This window comes from Kitasatospora sp. NBC_01246 (assembly GCF_036226505.1).
GTDB lineage: Bacteria > Actinomycetota > Actinomycetes > Streptomycetales > Streptomycetaceae > Kitasatospora.
The window spans coordinates 8,622,598-8,643,205 of the sequence record NZ_CP108484.1; the positions used below are offsets into that span (position 1 = coordinate 8,622,598).

Annotated in this window: 15 protein-coding genes and 2 riboswitches; of the genes, 7 read left to right on the forward strand and 8 right to left on the reverse strand. The window is 71.9% G+C overall.

Features of this window, described 5'->3' with window-relative positions; all coding sequences use genetic code 11:
- The first annotated feature begins 333 nt into the window (after positions 1–333).
- The 3 genes from OG618_RS36260 (at position 334) to OG618_RS36270 (ending at position 4,849) form a co-directional block, all read left to right on the forward strand.
- Entirely contained in the window at positions 334–2,058 is a 1,725-nt protein-coding gene (locus OG618_RS36260; protein ID WP_329491875.1) for a glycoside hydrolase family 13 protein, read from the forward strand.
- A 341-nt stretch (positions 2,059–2,399) separates the two neighbouring features.
- Complete coding sequence (locus OG618_RS36265) at positions 2,400–3,191, forward strand: glycoside hydrolase family 26 protein (protein WP_329491876.1); 792 nt, start codon at positions 2,400–2,402, stop codon at positions 3,189–3,191.
- Positions 3,192–3,394: 203 nt separating this feature from the next.
- Positions 3,395–4,849: a glycosyltransferase gene (locus OG618_RS36270; protein WP_329491877.1), complete on the forward strand. Its 1,455-nt coding sequence runs from the start codon at positions 3,395–3,397 to the stop codon at positions 4,847–4,849.
- A 364-nt stretch (positions 4,850–5,213) separates the two neighbouring features.
- Here the strand turns inward: OG618_RS36270 and OG618_RS36280 are convergent, their stop codons facing one another.
- A complete protein-coding gene (locus tag OG618_RS36280) occupies positions 5,214–5,909 on the reverse strand; it encodes a tyrosine-type recombinase/integrase (RefSeq protein WP_329491878.1) in 696 nt (231 codons plus the stop codon).
- A gap of 186 nt (positions 5,910–6,095) precedes the next feature.
- Here OG618_RS36280 and OG618_RS36285 point away from each other — a divergent pair, with 186 nt between their 5' ends.
- From OG618_RS36285 to OG618_RS36300, 3 genes are all read left to right on the forward strand, one after another.
- Complete coding sequence (locus tag OG618_RS36285; protein WP_329491879.1) at positions 6,096–6,776, forward strand: HD domain-containing protein; 681 nt, start codon at positions 6,096–6,098, stop codon at positions 6,774–6,776.
- Between the two features lie 327 nt (positions 6,777–7,103).
- Positions 7,104–8,339, forward strand: coding sequence for a PP2C family protein-serine/threonine phosphatase (locus OG618_RS36295; protein ID WP_329491880.1), 1,236 nt, complete (start codon positions 7,104–7,106; stop codon positions 8,337–8,339).
- Between the two features lie 617 nt (positions 8,340–8,956).
- Positions 8,957–9,208, forward strand: a complete 252-nt coding sequence (locus tag OG618_RS36300) for a hypothetical protein (protein WP_329491881.1) — start codon at positions 8,957–8,959, stop codon at positions 9,206–9,208.
- A 42-nt stretch (positions 9,209–9,250) separates the two neighbouring features.
- Here the strand turns inward: OG618_RS36300 and OG618_RS36305 are convergent, their stop codons facing one another.
- The 7 genes from OG618_RS36305 to OG618_RS36335 form a co-directional block, all read right to left on the reverse strand.
- On the reverse strand, positions 9,251–9,829 hold the full coding sequence (locus OG618_RS36305) for a DUF5994 family protein (RefSeq protein ID WP_329491882.1): 579 nt from the start codon (positions 9,827–9,829) through the stop codon (positions 9,251–9,253).
- A gap of 629 nt (positions 9,830–10,458) precedes the next feature.
- Entirely contained in the window at positions 10,459–10,677 is a 219-nt protein-coding gene (locus OG618_RS36310; protein WP_329491883.1) for a hypothetical protein, read from the reverse strand.
- Positions 10,678–10,729: 52 nt separating this feature from the next.
- Complete coding sequence (locus OG618_RS36315; protein ID WP_329491884.1) at positions 10,730–11,578, reverse strand: ECF transporter S component; 849 nt, start codon at positions 11,576–11,578, stop codon at positions 10,730–10,732.
- Positions 11,575–13,218 carry an ABC transporter ATP-binding protein gene (locus OG618_RS36320; RefSeq protein ID WP_329491885.1) on the reverse strand — a complete coding sequence of 548 codons (1,644 nt, stop codon included), beginning with the start codon at positions 13,216–13,218 and terminating at the stop codon, positions 11,575–11,577. Before OG618_RS36320 ends, OG618_RS36315 begins: the two co-directional genes overlap by 4 nt.
- Complete coding sequence (locus OG618_RS36325; RefSeq protein ID WP_329492404.1) at positions 13,215–14,456, reverse strand: CbiQ family ECF transporter T component; 1,242 nt, start codon at positions 14,454–14,456, stop codon at positions 13,215–13,217. Before OG618_RS36325 ends, OG618_RS36320 begins: the two co-directional genes overlap by 4 nt.
- 10 nt (positions 14,457–14,466) lie before the next feature.
- Positions 14,467–15,663, reverse strand: a complete 1,197-nt coding sequence (locus OG618_RS38140; RefSeq protein WP_442906912.1) for a hypothetical protein — start codon at positions 15,661–15,663, stop codon at positions 14,467–14,469.
- On the reverse strand, positions 15,660–18,560 hold the full coding sequence (locus OG618_RS36335) for a prenyltransferase/squalene oxidase repeat-containing protein (RefSeq protein ID WP_329491886.1): 2,901 nt from the start codon (positions 18,558–18,560) through the stop codon (positions 15,660–15,662). The genes OG618_RS38140 and OG618_RS36335 overlap by 4 nt, the downstream gene beginning before the upstream one ends.
- Before the next feature lie 188 nt (positions 18,561–18,748).
- Positions 18,749–18,866: riboswitch (cobalamin riboswitch) on the reverse strand.
- A gap of 75 nt (positions 18,867–18,941) precedes the next feature.
- Positions 18,942–19,018: riboswitch (cobalamin riboswitch) on the forward strand.
- A 131-nt stretch (positions 19,019–19,149) separates the two neighbouring features.
- Between OG618_RS36335 and OG618_RS36340 the strand changes: the two genes are divergently transcribed.
- A complete protein-coding gene (locus OG618_RS36340) occupies positions 19,150–20,577 on the forward strand; it encodes a hypothetical protein (RefSeq protein ID WP_442906913.1) in 1,428 nt (475 codons plus the stop codon).
- Positions 20,578–20,608 lie beyond the last annotated feature (31 nt).

A 20,608-nucleotide genomic window follows, 5' to 3' on the forward strand; every position in this document is an offset into this window, starting at 1 on the left:
CCGCGGCAAAGCAGCACTGTCAATCAACACGGAGCGGGTTCGAGCCGGTCAGGAACGGTGGCAGGCTCGTTCATTCAGCGTGCCTCGATGAGGAGACGACTCATATAACTCACTTAGCGTAATTGAATCGGAGCGCTGCGTAAAGGCCTCTGCTGCGTCAACCGCTTCACCCCTCGTTCATGTGCCACACCACCGTCTGCCGCGCGACGGCATCCGCCGAAGAGCGGTCGCCGACCGTCACCGCACCCAACCCTCACCGCTCTCAGCAGAGGCGGTTCGCCTCTTTGGCGCGCCAGAACTACGGTCCGTCCGTGTACGCGGCATTCTGGGCCGATGAGAGCGGAACAACGACGCCGGCGCGCCCTCGGGCGAGCTCTGGCCGCTCCGGGGAACCGGACGTCTGCCGATGTTCGCGACTGGTGGCGCGAGGCCGTCTGCTACCAGGTCTACCTGCGCAGTTTCGCCGATGGGAACGGTGACGGCGTCGGGGACCTCACCGGGCTGTACCAGCGCTTGCCCTACCTGGCGGGGCTAGGTGTGGACGCGCTGTGGATCAATCCCTGGTTCCCCTCGCCGATGGTCGACGGCGGCTACGACGTCTCCGACTACCGGGCGATCGATCCCGCCTTCGGCACCCTGTCCGACGCCCTCGCGATGATCGAGGAGATCCATGCTCTGGGCCTGCGCATCCTGATCGACATCGTGCCCAATCACACCTCCTCCCAGCACCCGTGGTTCCACGAGGCGCTGGCCGGCGGCCCGGACTGCGTCGAGCGCGACCGCTACATCTTCAGGCCGGGCACCGGCCCAAAGGGTGATGCCCCGCCCAACAACTGGCGCAGCGTCTTCGGTGGTTCCGCGTGGACCCGCATCGTCGAACCCGACGGCAGGGCCGGGTCGTGGTACCTCCATCTGTTCGCGCCCGAGCAACCCGACCTCAACTGGGACAGTTGCCTGGTCCGCCGGGAATTCGAGTCGATCCTGCGGTTCTGGTTCGATCTGGGCGTCGACGGGATCCGCATCGATGTCGCGCATGCCATGATCAAAGCCCCGGGTCTACCCGACCTGGGCCCCTCGGACATTGAACTCATCGCCTCGGCGGCTCATCCCGGACACCCCCACTGGGACCGCGAAGGGGTCCACGAGATCTTCCGCGGCTGGCGCGCGGTGGCCGACTCCTACCCCGAGCCTCGCGTGTTCGTCGCGGAGGCGTGCGTCGGCGCGTCCGAACGCCTGGCCCGCTACGTCCGGCCCGGCGAACTGCACACCGCCTTCAACTTCGACTATCTGACGGCCCCGTGGCGGGCGGATACGCTGCGTATCGCGATCGACAGCTCCCTTTCGGCGATGGCGGCCGTCGGTGCCCCGGCGATCTGGGCGCTCTCCAACCACGATGTCCTGCGCCACCTCACCCGCTACGGCAGGCCACAGTCCGACGGTCCGGTACACACCCTCGCCAACCATTCCCCCGACGGCCCGGTCGACCTGGCTCTGGGCACGCGGCGCGCTCAGACCGCAGCTCTGCTCATGCTGGCGCTTCCGGGCTGCGCCTACCTGTACCAGGGCGAGGAGCTGGGCCTGTGGGAGGTGGAGGACCTGCCCGACGAGACCCTGCAGGACCCCACCTGGGAGCGCTCGGGACACACGGACCGCGGCCGCGACGGATGCCGTCTGCCGATGCCCTGGTCCGGCGACGCCCCGCCGTTCGGCTTCAGCCCCGACCACGCCCAGAAAGTCCCGTGGCTGCCTCAGCCTCCGCAGTGGAAGCAGCTCACCGTGCAGGCGCAGACGGGCGACGAGCAGTCGATGCTCGAGCTGTACCGGAGGGCACTGCGGATCCGCCGGGTCCACCCGGCGCTGGGCGATGGGAGTTTGGCCTGGGATACCACCGCCGTACCCGACGTGTTGTCCTTCACGCGTCCCCCGGGTTTCCAATGCGTCGTCAACTTGGGCCAGGGCGCGGCTCGGCTGCCGGACCACCGGGAGGTGCTGCTGAGCAGTGTTCCCCTGGAGGACGGGTTGCTGCCCGGCGACTCGGCAGTCTGGCTGGCGCGGTGACGACGCGTGGGTTCATGGCGCCGGATCTGCGACTGCGTACTGGCGGGCTTTCACTGCGTGATCCTGGGGATCGGCCACCGAAAGGCGAGGATGGACATGTCTGAACCCGTGAGGTGTTCGCTGTCCGGGGTGTCAACGCCGGTTCTCCGGATGGGCCGCGGATGAAGGCCTGGACGTTGCTGATCCTGCTGGCACTGGTTTCCGCCGGCGCTGATCTCCACGCGGCCTCGCCCGAGGGGAGTGCCTCGGCGGTCCGCAGAATCACCACGGGGGCTTATATCCCCGACCCCTATGGGGATCCGGCGGGATGGCACGGTCAGCTGGAGCGGTATGACGCTGCCGTGGGGCGGCGCCCCAGCACGGTGCAGTGGTACGTCGAGTGGGAGGGCCGGCAGCCGTTCCCCGCCTCCGACGCCGCCTACGTCCGCTCGCGCGGGCAGACGCCGTTCATCACATGGGAGTCCTGGGACTGGACCGGCGGCGCGACCCAGCCCGCCTACGCACTGTCGAAGATCCTCGCCGGGAACTTCGACGCGTACATCGCGCAGTGGGCGACCGCCGCGAGAGCCTTCGGCACGACCGTCTACCTGCGATGGGGCGCGGAGATGAACGGAAACTGGAACCCGTGGGATCCAGGAGTCAACGGGAACACCACCGCGCAGTACGTCGCGGCGTGGAAGCACATCCGGACGGTCTTCACCGCGGTTGGCGCCACCAACGTGAAATGGCTGTGGACCCCGATCAACCAGTACACCGACTCGACGCCCCTGTCCGAGGTCTACCCGGGCGACGAGTATGTGGACCTGGTGGGCGTCGACGGCTACAACTGGGGCACCTCCCGCAGCGGTAGTACCTGGCAGAGCTTCGATGAGGTCTTCAACCCCACCATCGCCACCATCCGCACCCTCACCGTGAAGCCGCTCTGGCTCACCGAGGTCGGCTGCACGGAGCGGGGCGGCGACAAGGCCGCCTGGATCACGGCGATGTTCGCCGCCATCGCCCGCGACACGCGGATCAGCGGCCTGATGTGGTTCAACGCCGACAAGGAGACCGACTGGCGCCTCTGGTCCTCCCCCGCGGCCCTGAGCGCCTTCCGCACAGGCATCGCCTCCCCGCTCTACACCTCCGCGTAAGGCAGGGACACCTACACGACCCGAGCGGCACCGCCTGCCGAGTACTCCGACAGACCCACCGCAGCCCCGGCTGGGGGACGACCGTTGCTCTGTTCGGATCAAGTGCCACCCGGGCCGGGGCAATCCCGCGCCAGAATCCTGTACGTGGGGCTTCGAGGCTTCGGCCCGGCCGCTCGGCGCCGTGGGATGTGAAGGAGTCACTGGTGAGCCGGTTCGGACCGACACGGGGACAGACGCGCAAGCAGGCGCGCGGGCCGGCGTTCGTACGCCAGCCCAGGGACCTCACGCGGGAGGGCCGCACCAAGCCCGGGCACATCCCGGACCTGCGCCACGCCGGGCCGGGACGGATCGTCGTGCTGGTACCGGCCCACAACGAGGAAGCGCTCATCGCCGAGACCCTGGAGTCCCTGGCGGCTCAGACCAGACCCCCGGACGAGGTCATCGTGGTCGCCGACCGCTGCACCGACCAGACCGCTCGGATCAGTACCGCCCACGGAGCCAAGGCCGTCGAAACGGTCGGCAACACCCAGGACAAGGCAGGCGCGCTCAACCAGGTCCTGGACCGGCTGCTGCCGCAGCTGGGCGACGACGACGCCGTCATGGTCATGGACTCCGACACCTCGCTGTCCCCCCAGTTCATCGCCGAGGCGGCCCGGCGCCTGCGCCACCAGGAGCCCGACCAGTCGCCCATCGGCGGCGTCGGCGCCATCTTCTTCGGCTACCCCCTGCGCGGCCTGGTCTGCCACCTCCAGAACAACGAGTACGTGCGCTACGCCCGTGAACTCCACCGCCGCCACGGCCGCGCCGACGTCCTGACCGGCACCGCCACCCTCTACCCCGTCCACGCCCTGCGTCACGTCCACGAAGCCCGCGCCCATGGCTCACTGCCCCGAGGTCGCGACGTCTACGACGTGGAGTCACTGACCGAGGACAACGAGCTCACCCTCGCACTCAAACACCTCGGCTACCGCTGCGTGTCACCGTGCGCCTGCATCGTGGGCACCGAACTCATGCCCACCTGGTCGCGGCTGTACTACCAGCGGCTGCGCTGGCAACGCGGCGCCCTGGACAACCTCAAGGCCTACGGCACCACCCGGGTCACCCTGCCCTACATCTGCCGGCAACTGCTCACCTACCTCAGCGTGGCCTTCGTCCCCTTCTTCCTCACCGTCCTGCTCTACTACACCATCACCAAGGGATTCCCCGGGTGGCCGTGGTTCTGGCTCGCGATCACCTCCATCGCCGCCTTCGAACGCGTCTGGGCCACCAAACGCGGCGGATGGAAGGCCCTGCTGCTGGCCGCCATGATCGTGCCCGAGGTCCTCTTCGACCAGTTCCTCAACGTGATCTACACCAAAGCACTCATCGACCTCCTGACCGGCGCGGGCGCCACCTGGGAACGCACCCAAAGCCGCACCCGCCGCCGGCGCGCGGCGATCACGACAGCGGCGGGCTTCACCCTCCTCCTCGCCGCCGTCGTGGGCCTGGCCCTCGCCTGCATCGCCCTCGGCATCGCCTGGACCCTCATCGCGGCCTTCGTGCTGTGCGGTGTCGCCGCGGCCGTCGTCCGCCTCAGCCGCCTCCACCCCCTCGGCCTGCTCCTGTCTCTCCCCAGCGGCGAACAGCCCCGCGGCGAAATCCCGCCCTGGCGTCAGTGAGAAGGCCTCACGTCGAACACGGTGGCCGGCATTGTCGGGCCGATCTCGGCCCGCGCGGTGCCGTACCCGTGCCGTGCCGTGGCGAGCGCAGAATCCAAGCCTTGCCGATGCCCTGTGACGCAACGTGTTGAGCGCGGGGTGCATTCGGTCGCGCCGAATATTGCTCACCGCCGGCAGAAGATTCGGCTGCTCGGGCAGGCGAGGCGGCCAGGCCCGCCAGCCCGATGCCTCGACCAGGGCCAGCTCCTGCGGGCCGGTCGGACGCCAGAGCGTCAGGGTCTTCGCCCGGGACATGGCGTGCTCTCCTTGATCCTCTGGGCGGGCGCTCACCGTAACCGCGTCGGCAGCCCGGCGGCGAATGGTTTCAGTTCCCGGGATTGGACACTCGCGCGGCGCGCCGCGGCCGCACGGGCAAGCCTGCCGGGACGGCAGTGGGGCTCCACCGCACCAGCAGCATCTGCTCGGCCAGGTGGACCTCTGGCCAGTGCAGGCCCAGCAGTTCCCCGCGACGCAACCCAGTGCCCAGCAGCACCTCGAAGGCATCCGCCAGCTGGTCGCCGTAGGCGTCGTGGTTATGCCGCAGGAACGCCGCAGCCTGCGACGGAGTCCAGCAGATCCGCTCGGGCGCGAAGGGGCGGGGCATGACGGCGAAGCACGCCGGATTGTCGGCCGGTCGCCGGGTGCGGACCGCGGTGTTCAGAGCGCTGGAGAGGGTGGCACCGGCACGGTAGACGCTGGTGCGCCCCCGCCCTCGGGCCAGCTCGGCGCCGTTCCAGCCGGTGAGGTGCCGCTCGCGCGGGTCGGACGGCTTGAGTCGGCCGAAGGCCGGGATGAGGTCGTTGTGTACATGGTCGCGGTAGCGGGCGTAAGTGGTGGGCTTGAGGACGTCCTGCTTGGTGCGCAGCCACTCGGTCAGATAGCCGGCGACCGTCAGGTCGTCATCGAGGTTGAGGCCGGTGCGCTCGTAATCGAGGGCGTGTTCCAGCGCTTGGCAGGCTGCCTTGCGGGTCGGGTAGCCGCTGCGGCACTGCTGGCGGCGGCGCCCGTCAGCTGAGGCCATGTCGACGGCGTAGGCCCAAGAACCGTGCCGCGTAGCCAAATGCGACGGCAGGTGACCTGCTGTCTGAGAAGTCATCTCATTTGGCGTTGGTAGCCTGGGATGCGTGTCCATCGCGGAATGCTTGGCGCCCGACGGGTTGCGGGAGCAGAACTGTCACCGGCCGCGCCCGAACAGGCGAGCCGCCTTGTGAACGACGAATACGGCGAGCTGGCCTTCCCGGCAACCGAGCTTGCGCACGACACACTGCGACACGCCCAGGCTCTGGTCCCAGCCGCGATCTTCAATCACAGCCTGCGCACCTACCTCTACGGACGCCTTCTCGGTGAGCGGCGTGGTCTTCAGCCGGACCGCGACTACGATGACGAACTGCTCTTCCTGGGATGCGTCCTGCACGACTGTGGGCTCAGTACCGAGGGCAACGGTGACCAGCGGTTCGAGCTGGACGGTGCCGATCTGGCGGTCAGCTTTCTGACCGAGCAGGGGGTATCACCGGACCGAACGGAGGTCGTGTGGGACGCAATCGCGCTACACGTGGACCGTGAGATTGCCTTGCGGAAGCGGCCGGAGATCGCGCTGGTCGCCCTCGGTGCGGGCTTCGATCTGGGCGGTGGCCCGAGCAGACTCCCGGACGGCTACGCGGAACGCGTCCACCGGGTACTGCCCCGTCTGCACGCGGCGGCAGTCCTTCACGACAGCATTGTCGGCCAGGCGCTGGGCAAGCCGCACAAGGCACCACTCTTCACGATGCCAGGCGAGCTCGTCCGCCAGGTGACTGGCCGCATCTGGCCGACCTGGAGAGAACTTTCCCGATCGTCGGGATGGAACGACTACGACGACTACCGCCCTGATTCGCCGAGCGTGCCCTGAGACGGCTTCTCATTCGCAGAGTGTTCGCAGACGGAGCAGAGTGTTCGTAGACGGATGAGGGCTGCGGCGATGCTGGCGAAGGCGGCGAAGTGGTCGGCCTTGCGTTCGTAGCGGCGGTGGAGTCGGCGGAAGCCACCGGTACGTTCGGTGAGCAGATGGATCTTCGACCCGTGACGGGCTGCAGGGCCGACCTCTCGGTGGCGTTGAGCCAGGGAGGTGAGCGATCGGGGTGGCCAGGGGCGCAACGCGCCGCCGTCGGGCGTAATGGAAGGACAGGCATGGGCGGACGCACTGGCATGTCGAGGCGGACGAGGGCGGGGAGCGGGGATGAGCGTTGAGCGGCGGTCTGCCGCAGCGGGGCCGGACCGGACGGAGGGGTTCGGCGAACGGCTGCTGGGCGGGCTGCTCGATCAGGCCCACGAGCTTCCGCCTCGGCTGATCGCTCCGTCGGTCGCCGACGCGGTGAACGGGTTCGGCGGCCGTGACCCGGCGCTCCTGTTGCAGGACTACGGCCAACTGGTGCTGGTGCCGCTTCCCGGCCGGGGGCTGGCTCCCCGGGAGCCGGTGCCGATCGACGGTTCACCGGCGGGTGCGGCCTTCCTACGCGGTGTCCCCGTCGAGGTGCCGCAGCGCGACGGCGTGCGGCTGTACCTGCCGTTGCTGGACGGCGGCGACGAGGTCGGGGTACTGGCTCTCACGCTGGACAGTGTCGATGACGACGATCGGCGGCTCCTTCGCCGGTTCGCCGCCCTGGTCGCGGATCTGCTGATCACCAAGAGCGGCTACACCGACCGGATCTTCCAGGCCCGGCGCCTGGAACCGATGAGCGTGGCGGCGGAGATCCAGTGGTCTCTGCTGCCACCACTGTCGATGGCGGTGCCGCGGGTAGCCGTGGCGGGCATCCTCGAACCCGCCTACCAGGTGGCCGGCGACAGCTTCGACTACGCGCTCAACGACGACTTCCTGCACGTGGCCACGATCGACGCGATGGGTCATGGCCTGGACGCCGCCACCATGGCGACCGTCGCGATCGGTGCGTACCGGCACGCCCGGCGGGCCGACATCGGACTGGCCGAGATCTACGCGTTCATGGACCGGGCGATCGCCCAGCAGTTCGGACCCGACCACTTCGTCACCGCGCAGATGATGCGCCTGGACACCGTGACCGGCCGGCTCGAGTGGGTCAACGCCGGCCATCCCGCGCCGCTGCTGATCCGCGACCACGTCGTCGTCGAGCGGCTGGAGGGCGCGACCACGCTGCCGGTCGGGTTCGGCGGCGAGGAACCGGTGGTCAGCGAGCGGGTGCTGCGGCACGGTGACCGGGTCCTGTGCTTCACCGACGGTCTGGTCGAGGAGCGCGAGGCCGGCGGAGAGCAGTTCGGGGAGGAACAGCTCATCGACTGGGTCGACCGCGTCGAGCGCTCGCAGGACGGGGTGCGGGCCGTGGTGCGGGCGCTCTCCCACATCCTGAAGGAGAAGCGGGGCGGGCACACGAGTGACGACGCCACCCTGTTCCTGATCGAGTGGCGCGGAGACCACGGCACCCCGCCGCCGCGCTCCTGACCGGCCGGATCGGCCCGGTGGGAGCGGAGTAGCGTGGGGGTATGGGGCGGCCCGAGCCGCCACTCCCAGGGACCGCTTCCGTCGTCAGGCGGGCCTGGCCGGTGCCGGTGGACAGGTGGCGAGCCGTGTCGGACGGACCCTTCGCACCACGGGCGGCTGCCGGACCGGACCGGTACGAGCGGGCGGCGAAACCGGAAACGCTGCTGTTGCGCCTGGGAACCAACCGGTCATGCGCGGGCGAGCCCGAAGGCGTGCCTCCTGGGCGCGTTTCCTGGACCTGGGTGCCGAGCGCTCGGCGTGGCCGCCGCACTGGCCGAACGCAGGGTCTCCGTGGTGAGCGTCGGAGAGGACGCGAACACCCGGGACGACGTCCCGGACCGGCTGGTCGTCGGCGGCGAGCCGGTGCACATCGCCCAGCACCCGGTCGGCGACGACACGTATCGCCGTACTGATCGTCGCGCTGGTCCTGTCCGCCGTCGGTGCGCGGTCGGTGCTGGCAGCCGGTGTGCGACTCGCGCCACCGGGCCACAGCGCGGGCGGAATCCACCGGTCGCGGTTGACCCGCCCCGCCCATACTGTCGTTCCCGGGGCCCGGATCGTCGGCATGGGAGGCCAGGATGGGGTACTACCGCTGGGTTCTGGAGACCCAGGACGACGACGGCCAGTGGTCCCGGCAGGACGGCGCGCCCACGCAGAATCCGCTGGAGTACGACGGGCCGCCCCAGCGAGCGGCCAACCACCTGCGGGACGTGTTCGTGCGCACGCTCTCCCAGCCTGCTCCCGGCCCCCAGGCGATCAGAATTCGCCTCTGGGAAGGAGCCGACGCTGTCGGCGAGCCTCAGGCGGAGACCGAGTGGTCACGCGAGTGACCAGCCCGGCCCTCGGCCCTGGTCGAACGGGGCGCCTCTCGGCTACGCGGGAACCGGCCAGGAGGCGGCCCGGCTCCGGGCGAGCTCCGCTCGCCTGCCGGCCTCACCCACGCCGTCGGCGGGTGTGACGGCCGACGGCAGGAAGTCGGAACGGGCCTTCGGCTGCGCCGCACCGCCGCCCGTCCCGGCGGCGAGCAGGGCGCTCGCGGTCCTGGTGTTCCCGGGGTCGGCCGCCTCGGTCATCAGCCGGGCGGCATCGACGGCATCCGTCTGCGGCGGGACGACCAGCAGGTTCAGGCGGCGCGGGGAGTACGAGCAGACCGTGACCACGTGCTCGTCCTGTTCGAGGGTGAACCAGCCCGCGTGGACGGTGTGGCCCGCGACCGGGATCCGCCGGGGGATGACCGGCCACTGTGCGGGATTCACGGTGATCCGGGTGACCCGGCCCCACCGCTTGTCGATCTCGGCGGCCAGAGAGGGAAGTTCGAGAAGAAGGTCACGCGACCGGGGCCACCAGGCCCCGTCCAGCCGACCGGCCTGCGCGCCGCCGGGTGCCAGGGAGAGCCGCAGGGTGGATTCGGGAGTGGTCGGCGTCGGCGCACGGTCGAGGATCACAGTCATGATCAATGGGCCTGTCTCCGAACCCGAGCGGGGCCCGGGTCCGGCATAGCCGTTCGCCGGAGACGACGCCAGTGTCCGGTGCCGGCATACGAAGTGCCTTCGGTGATACCCAGGCTACTCCCCGTATCGTCCGAACCTCGCATGATCGATGGACACCGCGTCCCGTGGCACGGTCGATGGTGTCGACGTGGCAGTTGAGGGCGATGGACCGGATGACCCGGTCCGGGTCGGAGACGAATACGTCGGGCAGAGTACGAAGCGCGCTCTGGGCGAGCACCGACGCGTACAGCTCGTTTCGCTCCCTCTCGGGCCGCGGCACCGGATCGGACCCCGCGGACGAGGAAGGGCAGCGACGCGCTTCTCCTCAACGATGAGCAGGGGTCCCGCTGGTGGGCGCCTGCCCGGGCGTCCGGGGTGACGGGGCCGCCGAACGTGACGGTCGGCTCTGCGCCAATCGGCGCCAGGGAGTACCTTGCGGGTGGCCGGCTGGATCGTGCGGGTAGGCGCAGGCGGGCGACGCCGAACGGGAGTTCGGCACGGACTGCTCCGTGCCGGCCCGACGACATCCACGAGGCCTTCCTCGGCCTCGCCACCTGCCTGATCACCCACCGCCACGTCCAACGCCTCTGTTAGTACTCCAGTGCGACTTCGTGATCTATCCGGTTGAGCGGCCAGCGGGTAGTCGGCGATAGTGGCTGCGGCAGCGGCGTGCTCAGCAGCTCTCGGATCCGGCGGAGGTCCAGCTTCATCCGGGAAACCTGGGCCCGTTGTCCGCCCAGCTGGCGGCGGGCGGACTCCAGGCCCGCGTGCTGTTGCGGTGTCAGGACGACGATCTCCGCACCGTCCATCGCCATCGTCCTGGGTTTGTCGGCCTTGGGCACGGTGGTGGACCTTTCGGAATCAGGAGGGCGCCGATCCGGCCGGCCGTGCGGGATGTTCTTGAGCGGGTGGGGCGTCGGAGTGGTCCGCAGCCTCGAAACGCACCGTGGGCTCGAAGTTGGCGCGCCGGGCCGCGCGGCGGAAAACGGTCAGCACGGCCGGTCCGACGACGAGCACGGCGGTGAAGGTGGTGACGGCGCGGCCGGTGTCCCAGCCGAGCGAGGTGGCGAGGTCGAAGAGCAGGTAGCGGTGCCACTGTTCGGTGAAGGGCAGGCCGGGGAGGTAGGCGATGGAGCTGTTCGGGTCGGTCGAGAACGGCCAGAAGGAGAGGTTGAGCAGGAAGCCGAACAGGTAGCCGGACAAAGCCCCGTAGGCGGCCAGCATCGGCACCTCCCAGCGGCGCCGGGCCGGTGGGAGCAGCCCGGCGAGCATGCCGACGAAGGCGCAGCCGAACATCTGGTAGGGCATCCAGGGGCCGACGCCTCCGGTGAGCAGGGCGGAGGCGAACAGCGAGGTGCAGCCGAGGGTGAAGCCGAAGCCGGGGCCGAAGACGCGGCCGGCGAGGACGAGGATGAAGAAGACGGTCTCCACCCCGGCGGTGCCGGCGCCGAGGGGTCGGAGTCCTGCGTTGACGGCCGAGAGGACGCCGAGCATGGCGAGGGCCTTGGCGTCGATGCCGCCGGCCGAGATCTCGGCGATGACGATGGCGAGGACCAGGACGAGCAGGGCGCCGAAGATCAGGGGTGGGGCGTAGTTGGAGCCGAACGTCCCGGGGGCGACGACGAACGGCCAGGTGAAGGCGGTCAGGCCGATGAAGGCGGCCAGGGCGACGACGATGCGGGCCCGGCCGGGGATGCGGACGGCGGTCATCGGGCGGCCTCCGCCACCGCGAGGGCCTCGGTCACCTGCCGGGTGGTCAGGTAGTCCAGCGGGGCGAGGATCTTGGCGGTCTGCGGGGCGAAGGTGGGTGAGGCGACGATGACCTCGGCGGTGGGGCCGTCGGCGACGATCTCGCCCTCGGCCATCACGACCACGCGGTCGGCGGCGGAGGCGACGAACTCGACGTCGTGGGTGGAGACGACGACCGTACGGCCTTCGGCGGCGAGGGCGTCCACGATGCCGGTGAGTGCTTCCTTCGCGTGGTAGTCGAGCCCCCGGGTGGGTTCGTCCAGCAGCACGACCCTTGGTGCGGCAGCCAGTTGGATCGCCAGGACGAGCGCCAGCTTCTGCCCCTCGGAGAGGTCCCGGGGGTGGGTGTCGTCGGGGATCCCGGGGGCGAGGCGGTCGAGGATCTGCCGTGCGGTCGGCCCGGCGGCCTGGCGGGCCTCCAGGTCGCTCTGGGTGAGCTCCTGGGCGACCGTCTCCAGGTACAGGAGGTCGGTGGGGGTCTGCGGGACGAGTCCGACCAGGTGCCGGGCCTGAGCCGCGGGGAGGCGCTTGGGGTCCTTGGCCGGACCGCTCTCGACGCCGGTGACCTTCACGCTGCCGCCCTGGCGGGGTCCGGAGCCCTGGAGGGCCCACAGCAGCGAGGACTTGCCGGAGCCGTTACGGCCCATCAGCGCGGTGACCTCGCCCGCCCGCAGTTCCAGCCCGACCTCCCGGACGGCGGCCACCGGCCCGTAGCGCACCACGACCCGCTCGGCGGACAGTACGGTCTCCCCGGCCGCCGGTGCGCGACGCGGTGCCGGTGCCGGGCGTGCGGCCAGGCGTTCCCGCAGCGGTGCGGCGGCTCGGCGGGCGTCGCGGACGGACAGCGGCAGGGGCTCCCAGCCGGCCAGGCGGCCGAGGTCGACGACGGGCGGCGCGATCGCGGTGGTCCGGAAGACCTCGGCGGGCGGCCCGTGCACGACGGTGCCGTCGCCGGGCAGGTAGGCGACCCGGTCGGCGTACTGGACGACGCGTTCCAGGCGGTGTTCGGCCAGCAGGACGGTGACGCCGAGGTCGTGGACGAGCCGGGTGATCGCGGCGAGTACCTCCTCGGCGGCGGTCGGGTCGAGTGCGGAGGTCGGTTCGTCCAGGACCAGGACGCGGGGGTGCGCGGTGAGCACCGAGCCGATGGCGACGCGCTGCTGCTGGCCGCCGGAGAGCTCGTACAGGGCGCGGTGGCGCAGGTCGGCCAGGCCGAGCAGGTCGAGGGTCTCCTCGACGCGCTTGCGCATGACCTCCGGTGGGATCGCCAACTGCTCCATGACGTAGGCCAGTTCCTCCTCCACCGTGTCGGTGGTGAAGCCGGCCAGCGGGTCCTGGCCCACCACGCCGACCACGTCGGCGAGTTCGCGCGGCGGGTGGTGGGCGGTGTCGCGGCCGTCCACGGTGACCCGGCCGCGCAGGGTGCCGCCGGTGAAGTGCGGCACCAGGCCGTTGACGGCGCCGAGCAGGGTGGACTTGCCGGCGCCGGTGCGGCCGACCACCAGGCAGAGCTCGCCCTCCGGGATGTGCAGGTCGACGTCGCGCAGGACGGGCGTGGTCTCGCCGTCGTACACCACGCTGACCCGGTCGAATCGGATCACGTGCTCACCTCGGAGGTCGTGCGGTCGGTGCTGACGCCGACGCTGACGCTGACGCCGTTGCTGCTTCGGCGGGCACCTGTGGCGGTGTCGGTGGGCCGTTCGGGGGTACGGCCGGGTGGCGGGGAGACGATCCCGGCGGCGCCCGCCAGCAGCAGGGCGAGCACCGGGACGAGCGGCAGCGCCGGCCAGGTCAGCGGGTAGAGGGAGGGGTTGAGTTCGGTGGCGTCGTAGCCGACCGTGGCGAACAGCAGGACGGCGGCGGTCACCCCGCAGCCGGCGACCGCCCACTCGGCGGCCCGCCAGCGGTGCGGCCGGTAGGTGGTGCGCCGCACCCGCCGCCCGCCGAGGACGAGGCCCGCCACGCAGAGGACGGCACCCGCGAGGAAGGCGGGCAGGCCGAGCGCGGCGGGGGCCGTGCCGTCCAGCAAGCCGTACACCCCGGCGCACAGGCCGCACATGCCGAGCAGCATCAGGGTTCCGGTGAGCCGGCGGGAGCGCCGCGAGGCGGTGCCGGAACGCCCGTAGCCGCGCGAGTCCATCGCGGCGGCCAGGCTGAGCGAGCGTTCCAGCGCGTCCTCCAGGACCGGCACCACGATGCCGCGCAACGCACGTACGCCCTTGCGCTGTCCGGCGCGCAACCGCCGGGCCCGGGCCACGCGTTGGACGCTCTGCACCAGCTGCGGCGCGACGCTCAGCGACACCGTGACGGCCACGCCGAGCTCGTACAGAGCCCCGGGCAGCACCCGCAGGGCACGCTTGGGGTTGGCCAGGGTGTTCGCCGCGCCGATGCAGCAGATCAGGCACGCCAGCCGCAGCCCGTCGAAGGCCGCGGAGAGCGTGGCCTCCAGCGAGACCGGTCCGCCGATCCGGATGCCCGCGTACCAGGCCGGGGTGGGGATGTGCGGCAGGGAGAAGAGCAGGTGGTCATGCGGGGTGATGCCGGTGGCGAAGACGCACCGGAAGACCACCCGGATCGCCACCACGGTCAGGGCCACCCACAGGTAGTAGGTGAACCCGCGCGCCCACGGGGCTTCGCTGCGGCGGGCGGTGACCACGTAGCCGAGCACGGCGAGGACGAGCAGGAGCAGCAGCGGGTTGGTGGTGCGGCTGGCCGCCGTCGCCAGGGCCAATGCCCACGTCCACCAGGCCAGCGGGTGCAGGTTCCGCGGGGCGCGTCGGCCCGCCGCGCCCAGGCCGGGGACGCGCTGCGGGGAGGCCGTGTCGCGCTTGTCGAGCATGGTCACCGGATCACTCCGCCCGTCGGCGGCGCGCGGCGACCAGGGTGGCCACCCCGAGCACCACGACGAGGATGGTTCCGAGTACGGCGGGGAGCATCGAGCCGGAGTCGTGCGGTGCGTCCGCCACCGGGTCGGCGTTCACCACTGCTCCCGGTACGGCGGGGGTGGCCGTCGGCGCGGCCGCGGCCTCCGCCGTCTGTGGGGTCGGCTGATCGGTCGGGGTGTCCGTCGGCGGCGCGGTGGGCGGGTCGACCGGCACCGGTGTGGCGGGCACCGGTGTGGGCTCGGGCGCCCCCGAAGGGGTGATGCCGGCCTCGGGGGTGCCGGCGGTGCCGGCCCCCGGCGGTGTGCCGGGCGCCGGCGGCCGGGCACCGCCCGCCGGGGGTTTGGCGGGCACCGGGGCCCGGCCGGTTCCGGCGCCACCGCTCGTGCCGGCGGCACCCGTCGAGCTGCCGTTCGAGCCGCTGCCGCCGGTCGTGCCGGTGGCACCCGTCGAACTGCCGCTGGAGCCGCCAGAGCCTCCCGAGGCACCGCCGGAGCCGCCAGAGCCTCCCGAGGCACCGCCGGAGCCGCCAGCGCCTCCCGAGGCACCGCCGGAGCCGCCCGTGGTGCCCTGGCCGCCGGGGTCGGTCGACTGCCCGCCGGGGCTGGAGTTGTGCGCCCGGACGCTGTCCGGCGAGAAGGCCGGGCGTCCCTCGGTGCCCTCGATGTTCGTACCGCCGAAGATCCACAGGTCCACGCTGCCGGGCTTCGGCTGGTACAGCATCGCGCCGAGCTGGCTGTACGACCACGTGTTCTGGCCCGGATCGGCGTGCCAGTACGACCAGTAGGCCGTGGCCGGGGGTGTCAGGACGCATTTCTCCTGGTCCGGCGTCGGGTACTGCTTGCCGCCCTGGAAGCCGCTGTAGCCGATCCGGCAGATGAACGCCGGACCGTCGTGCCCGGTGCCGGTGGTCTTCCAGCCGCCCTGGTTGAGCAGGGCGTAGCCGGTGGTCGGGGTGGTCCCGCAGGAGCGCAGCAGCGGGCCGCCCCACTTCCCGAAGTCCACCGCGAGTACGACCCCGGAGGTCGTGGTGCACTGATCCGTCGGCAACGGCGCCGCAGCAGCCGGGGCCGTGCCCACGGCGATGCCGCCGAAGGCGAGCGCGAAGGCCGGCGCCGCCGCCCCGAGCAGCCGGGCGAGCCGGTCACCGAGTCCGCGGCTCACCGGTGACGCCCCGGGGCGGCCGCGTTGCGGCGACGGGCGAGGATGACGGCCGCGGCGCCGAGGGCGGTCAGCAGACCGGCACCCGTGGTCAGGGCCAGCGCCGGGGTGCCGGTGCTGGCCAGGTTGCCGGAACCGGTCCGCGCCGCCACGTCCGCGGCGGGGGCACCGCCGTCTCCGGCCGGGGCATCGATGCCGTCGGCCGGCCAGGTGGTCGGGCCGCCGCTGGTCGCGGGAGCGGAGGTGGGCGAAGTGGACCCGGTGGGGGTGGGCGTGCCGGTCGGGCTCGGCGTGCCGGTCGGCGTGCCGGTCGGCGTGCCGGTGGGCGTGCCGGTCGGAGTCCCCGTCGGCGTGCCGGTGGGGGTGCCCGTCGGAGTCCCCGTCGGCGTGCCGGTCGGAGTGGGCGTCGGAGTGGGCGTGCCTCCGAGGTTCCTGGACAGCGTGCCGAAGGAGATCCCCGTGGCACCGCCGATCGCCTGGGTGGACGCGCGGACGTCCGAGCCCCGCTGCCCGGCGGACGCGACGTTGAACCCGCCGTCGCCGTTCTGCTGGCCGGCGAGGAAGTCGAGCGCCTTCGCGATCTGCCCGCCGTAGGCGGCCTTGCGCAGCGTCATGCCCTGGACGGCGAGGGCAGCCGAGTTGGTGGAGTCGCCGGCCGCGCCGGGGAAGCCGCCGTCGGGCAGCTGCTGGGCGGCGAGCCAGGTGAGCCCCTTGTCGACGGCTTGGGCCGCCTCGTCGCCGGGGACGAGGGCGAGGGCCATGACGGCCATCGCGGTGCTGTCCACGTCGGAGTCGCCGGTGGCGGGGATCAGGCTCGGCCAGGAGCCGTCCGGGTGCTGGAGGCTCCTGAGGTAGGCGATCGCGGGAGCGGCATTGGTGGAGTCCCCGGCACGGAGCTGGGCGATGATGCCCAGCGACTGGGAGAACACCGAGGTCGCGTAGGTGTAGTTGCCGGGTGCCGCGCAACCGGTGTTCTGGTCGTCCCTGGCGCAGACGGCCTGGTCCAGGGCGGCGATCAGGTCGTGGCCGCCGAAGGCACGCGGGTCGCGGCCGACGATCTCGGCGAGCAGCGCCTCCTTGCCGATCGAGCCGCCGCCCGCGTACTCGGTGCCGACGGCGGTCCAGTCGTTGACGGTCCGCTCGTTGGGGTCCTTGCCCTGCTGGTCCAAGAAGTCGACGATCTTGCGCAGCGCGGCGTCATCGGTACCGGTCGCCGCGAGGGCGTAGGCCCCGTCGATGGTGAGGCCGAAGTCGGCGAAGGCCGGGAAGGCCTCGTAGTAGTGACCGTCGATCAGCCGGGCCGGATCGGTCAGGTAGGTGCTGCCCTTGCCCGGGTCGGGGGTGCGCCCGGCGGGCGGGGTCGGTGTCGTGGTGGCGCCGTCGGGGTCGTGTCGGACGGTGGTGAGGTCGGTCCCGGTCAGGGCCAGGATCGCCTGTTCGGTGGCGGCCGCGTCCGGGTCGGGGGTGGACGCGTCGGGCCCGAAGCCGCCGTCCTTGCCCTGCCGGGTGGCGAGCCAGGCCTTGGCGGTGGCCTGCCGGGCGCCCTGGCCGGTGGCCCGGAACGCCTGGGCGGCACTCGCGGTGCTGACCGTGTCGCCGGGGGCACCGAGGTACGGGACGAAGGAGCCGTCGGCCTGCTGGCTCGCCGCGAGCTGGTCCGCGGCCTTCTTGGCCGTCGTCTCGTACCCGGGGGCCGTACGCAGGGCGAGGACGGTGACGGCGGTGTTGAGCGGATCGGATTCGCAGGTGCCGCCGGCCACGATCATCGACCCGGCGATTCCACCGTCGGCGCACTGGAGGGCCGTGAAGCGGGCGAGGGCCGACGTGGGCGGCGCGGCACCGGCACGCTGCAGGGCGATGACACCCAGCGCCTGGACCCAGGGCGAGGCCGCGCCGAGGAAGTCCCCGGCGGCAGTGCAGTTCCCGTTCTCCCCGGCCGCCGTGCAGACGTGGTCGGTCAGCGTGGCGATCAGGTCACGGCCGCCGAAGGAGCGGGGATCGCCACCGGTGCTCTCGGCGACGAGCGCCAGCAGCGCGGCGGCCCGCGCATCGGGCTTGCCGGTCGGGCCGTCGGGCAGGAGGAAGCCGTCGGTGTGGGTGGAGAGGAAGCCGACCACCTTGCGCAGCGCCGGATCCTGGGTGCCGGCGGCGGCGAGCGCGATGGCGGTGAGGGCGGTCCGCGGGTAGTCCGGCCCCGGGGCGGCCCAGTTCTCCATGTGGTCGCCGCCGACGAGCTGCCCGACGAGCCAGGCGGCGGCAGTCGCCGGGTCACCGGTGGCGGGCGGCGGGCCGGTCGGCGACGGGGTCGGGGTCGGGGTGACTGTGGGCGAGGGCGAGGGCGAGCTGGAAGACGTGGGCGAGTTCGAAGGCGAGGGCGAGGAACTGCCGTTCTTGGCCCGGACCGAGTCCGGGGTGAAGGTCGGTGCTCCGCTCGTGCCGCCGATGTCGGTGCCGCCGTACACCCAGGCCTCGACCTCGCCGGGCTTGGGCTTCTGCGTGCCGGCGCCGAACTGGCTGTAGGACCAGCTCTCTTGACCGGGTGCGGCGATCCAGTACGACCAGTACGCGGTGGCCTGCGGGGTGTTGACGCACGGCTCCTCGGCCGGCGTCGGGTACTGGACGCCGCCGTTGAAGGTTCCGGTGCCCAGCCGACAGATGAAGGCCGGGCCGTCGTGCTCGGTTCCGGTGGTGGTGAACCCCGCGGTGTGCAGCAGGTTCATCCCCGTCGTGGGGTGGGCGTCGCAGCCCCGGACGACACCGCCGCCCCAGTGGCCGAAGTCGACCGCGACGATCGCGCCCGTCGTCGCGGTGCACTGCTCGATCGGGTCGGCGGCAGCGGTACCGGGGTGTCCGAGCAGGACCGTTCCGCAGGCGGCGGCCGCGACGGTTCCGGCGACCATCAGGGACGCGAGGTCCCGGTTTCTGTGACGTGTGCGACTGCTGCTGACCCTCACGACGACTCCCTCGTCGGTCGACGCAGGAGACCACGGCGCAGCCGACGGCCCTCCGGAGTCGTGGGGCCGTCAAGAGCTGCGTCGTAGTCCGCGACGACGCAAGTGCTGTGTGAACTGACCCCCGGTCCAGGCATTCCGGCTCACCCACCGAGGTGGGTCTACGGTTGCGGGTCAGCGCCGGAGTCGGACCGGCTTCCCCTGAATGCCGAGGGTGAAAAACCGGTTCATCAGACCACGCCGGTCAATGGGGAGTCAACGGTTCGTCAGGTAGGTCACACCACCTCGTCGACCGGTCCGCCGTGCGGTAGCGTCCGCGGTGGCCGAGTGGGGGAACCCGGTGCGAACCCGGGGCTGACGCGCAGCGGTGTGGGGTGGCGGTCGAGCCGTCCCGAGCCCGAATGCCCGCCCGACCGTGCACCACGGCGAAAGCCGGCCCACGCGATCCGGGCGGCGGCCGCTCCGGCAGGCGCGCTTCCGAACGGACGCCCGGACTCCGGGGCAGGGTCGACGCCCGCCACCCCAAGGAGCCCGTCCCGTGTCCTTCCCGGCCCCCTCGCGGACCACCGCGACCCGCACCGCCACCGCCGTCACCGTCGCGCTGACGGCCGGAGCCCTGCTGCTCTCAGCCGTTCCCGCCCACGCGACGGCCAGTCCCACCCAGATAGCCACCTCCAAGAGCACCGGCGTCACCTACCTGAGGTCCCTTCAGGCCGCCGACGGCAGCTACGTCACCGGCGGCGGACTCTCCAACGAGTGGGCCTTCAGCGCACTGGCGGCCGCCGGCACGGCCGCCGCGGACGTCACCCCCGGCGGCGACCCCACCAAGAACGCCCGCTTGGTCTACCGAAACCAGCTCGCCGCCCCCGGCTGGCCGAGCGCCTCGCCGGTCGTCACCGACTACGAGCGCGGCATCCTCAACGCCTACGCCGCCGGCATCGACCCCGCCCGGGTCGGCCCGGGCCGCAACCTCCTCGCCGACCTTGCCGCCTACTGGCAGGCCGCCGAACCCGGCTACTACGGCCCGTCCGCCAACTTCAACGGCACCGTCTTCGGTCTGCTCGCCCTGGCGGGCGCCAAGACCCAGGCGGGCACCCGGCGCGCCCCGCAGGCACTGCTGAACGCCTCCGGCGCCGTGGTGCGCGCCAACCAGCACAACGACGGCGGCTGGAACTACAGCAAGGCCGCCGGCGACCCGACCGCGCTCGCGCAGGGCAGCGACATCGACATGACCGGCGCCGCCATGGCCTCGCTGTGCACCGCCGGCGTGCCCGACACCGATCCCGCGATCGTCGCCGCCAAGAACTTCCTCAAGGGCAAGCTCGCCTCCTCCGGCGCCTTCAACGCCATGTTCGGTGTGAACACCGACTCCAACGGCTGGGCCGTGTCCGGCCTCAACGCCTGCGGCATCAACCCCCAGGGAACCGATTTCACCAGCGGCACCGGCAAGACCCCGGTCGACTTCCTCATCGCCCAGCAGTTCAAGCCCGGCGGCGGCTTCAAGTACCTGCCCACCGACACCACTCCGTCCCCGTACGCCTCCGTCGACGGTCTGCGCGCCGTCGCCGGCGCCGGGTTCACCGCCGCCCCGCCCGCCCCGACCGTCGCCGGCGAGCCGACGTGGGCCGCCGCCACCGGCTTCACCGCCGGCACCGCGGCGAAGCTCACCCTGGTCGTCGACGACGGTACCGGCGCCCTCAAGGTCTGTGCCGTCACCCTCGCTCCGACCGCGACCACCGCGACCCTCGGTGACGTCCTCGACGCGGCGGCCACCGCTGTCCCCAGCGGCTGCGTCACCGCCGTCACCCCGTCCTCCGGCGGCGGAGCCGTCACCGCGCTCAACGGCACCGCCAACAGCGGCTCCTCCACCTGGAAGGTCAGCCTGGACGGCACCACCGCCACCGCCGCGACCCGGGCCACCACCGTCCACCTCGGCGACGCCGTGTCGCTGAGCTACGGCAGCTGAGCTACGGCAGCTGACCGCACGGGCCCGGCCG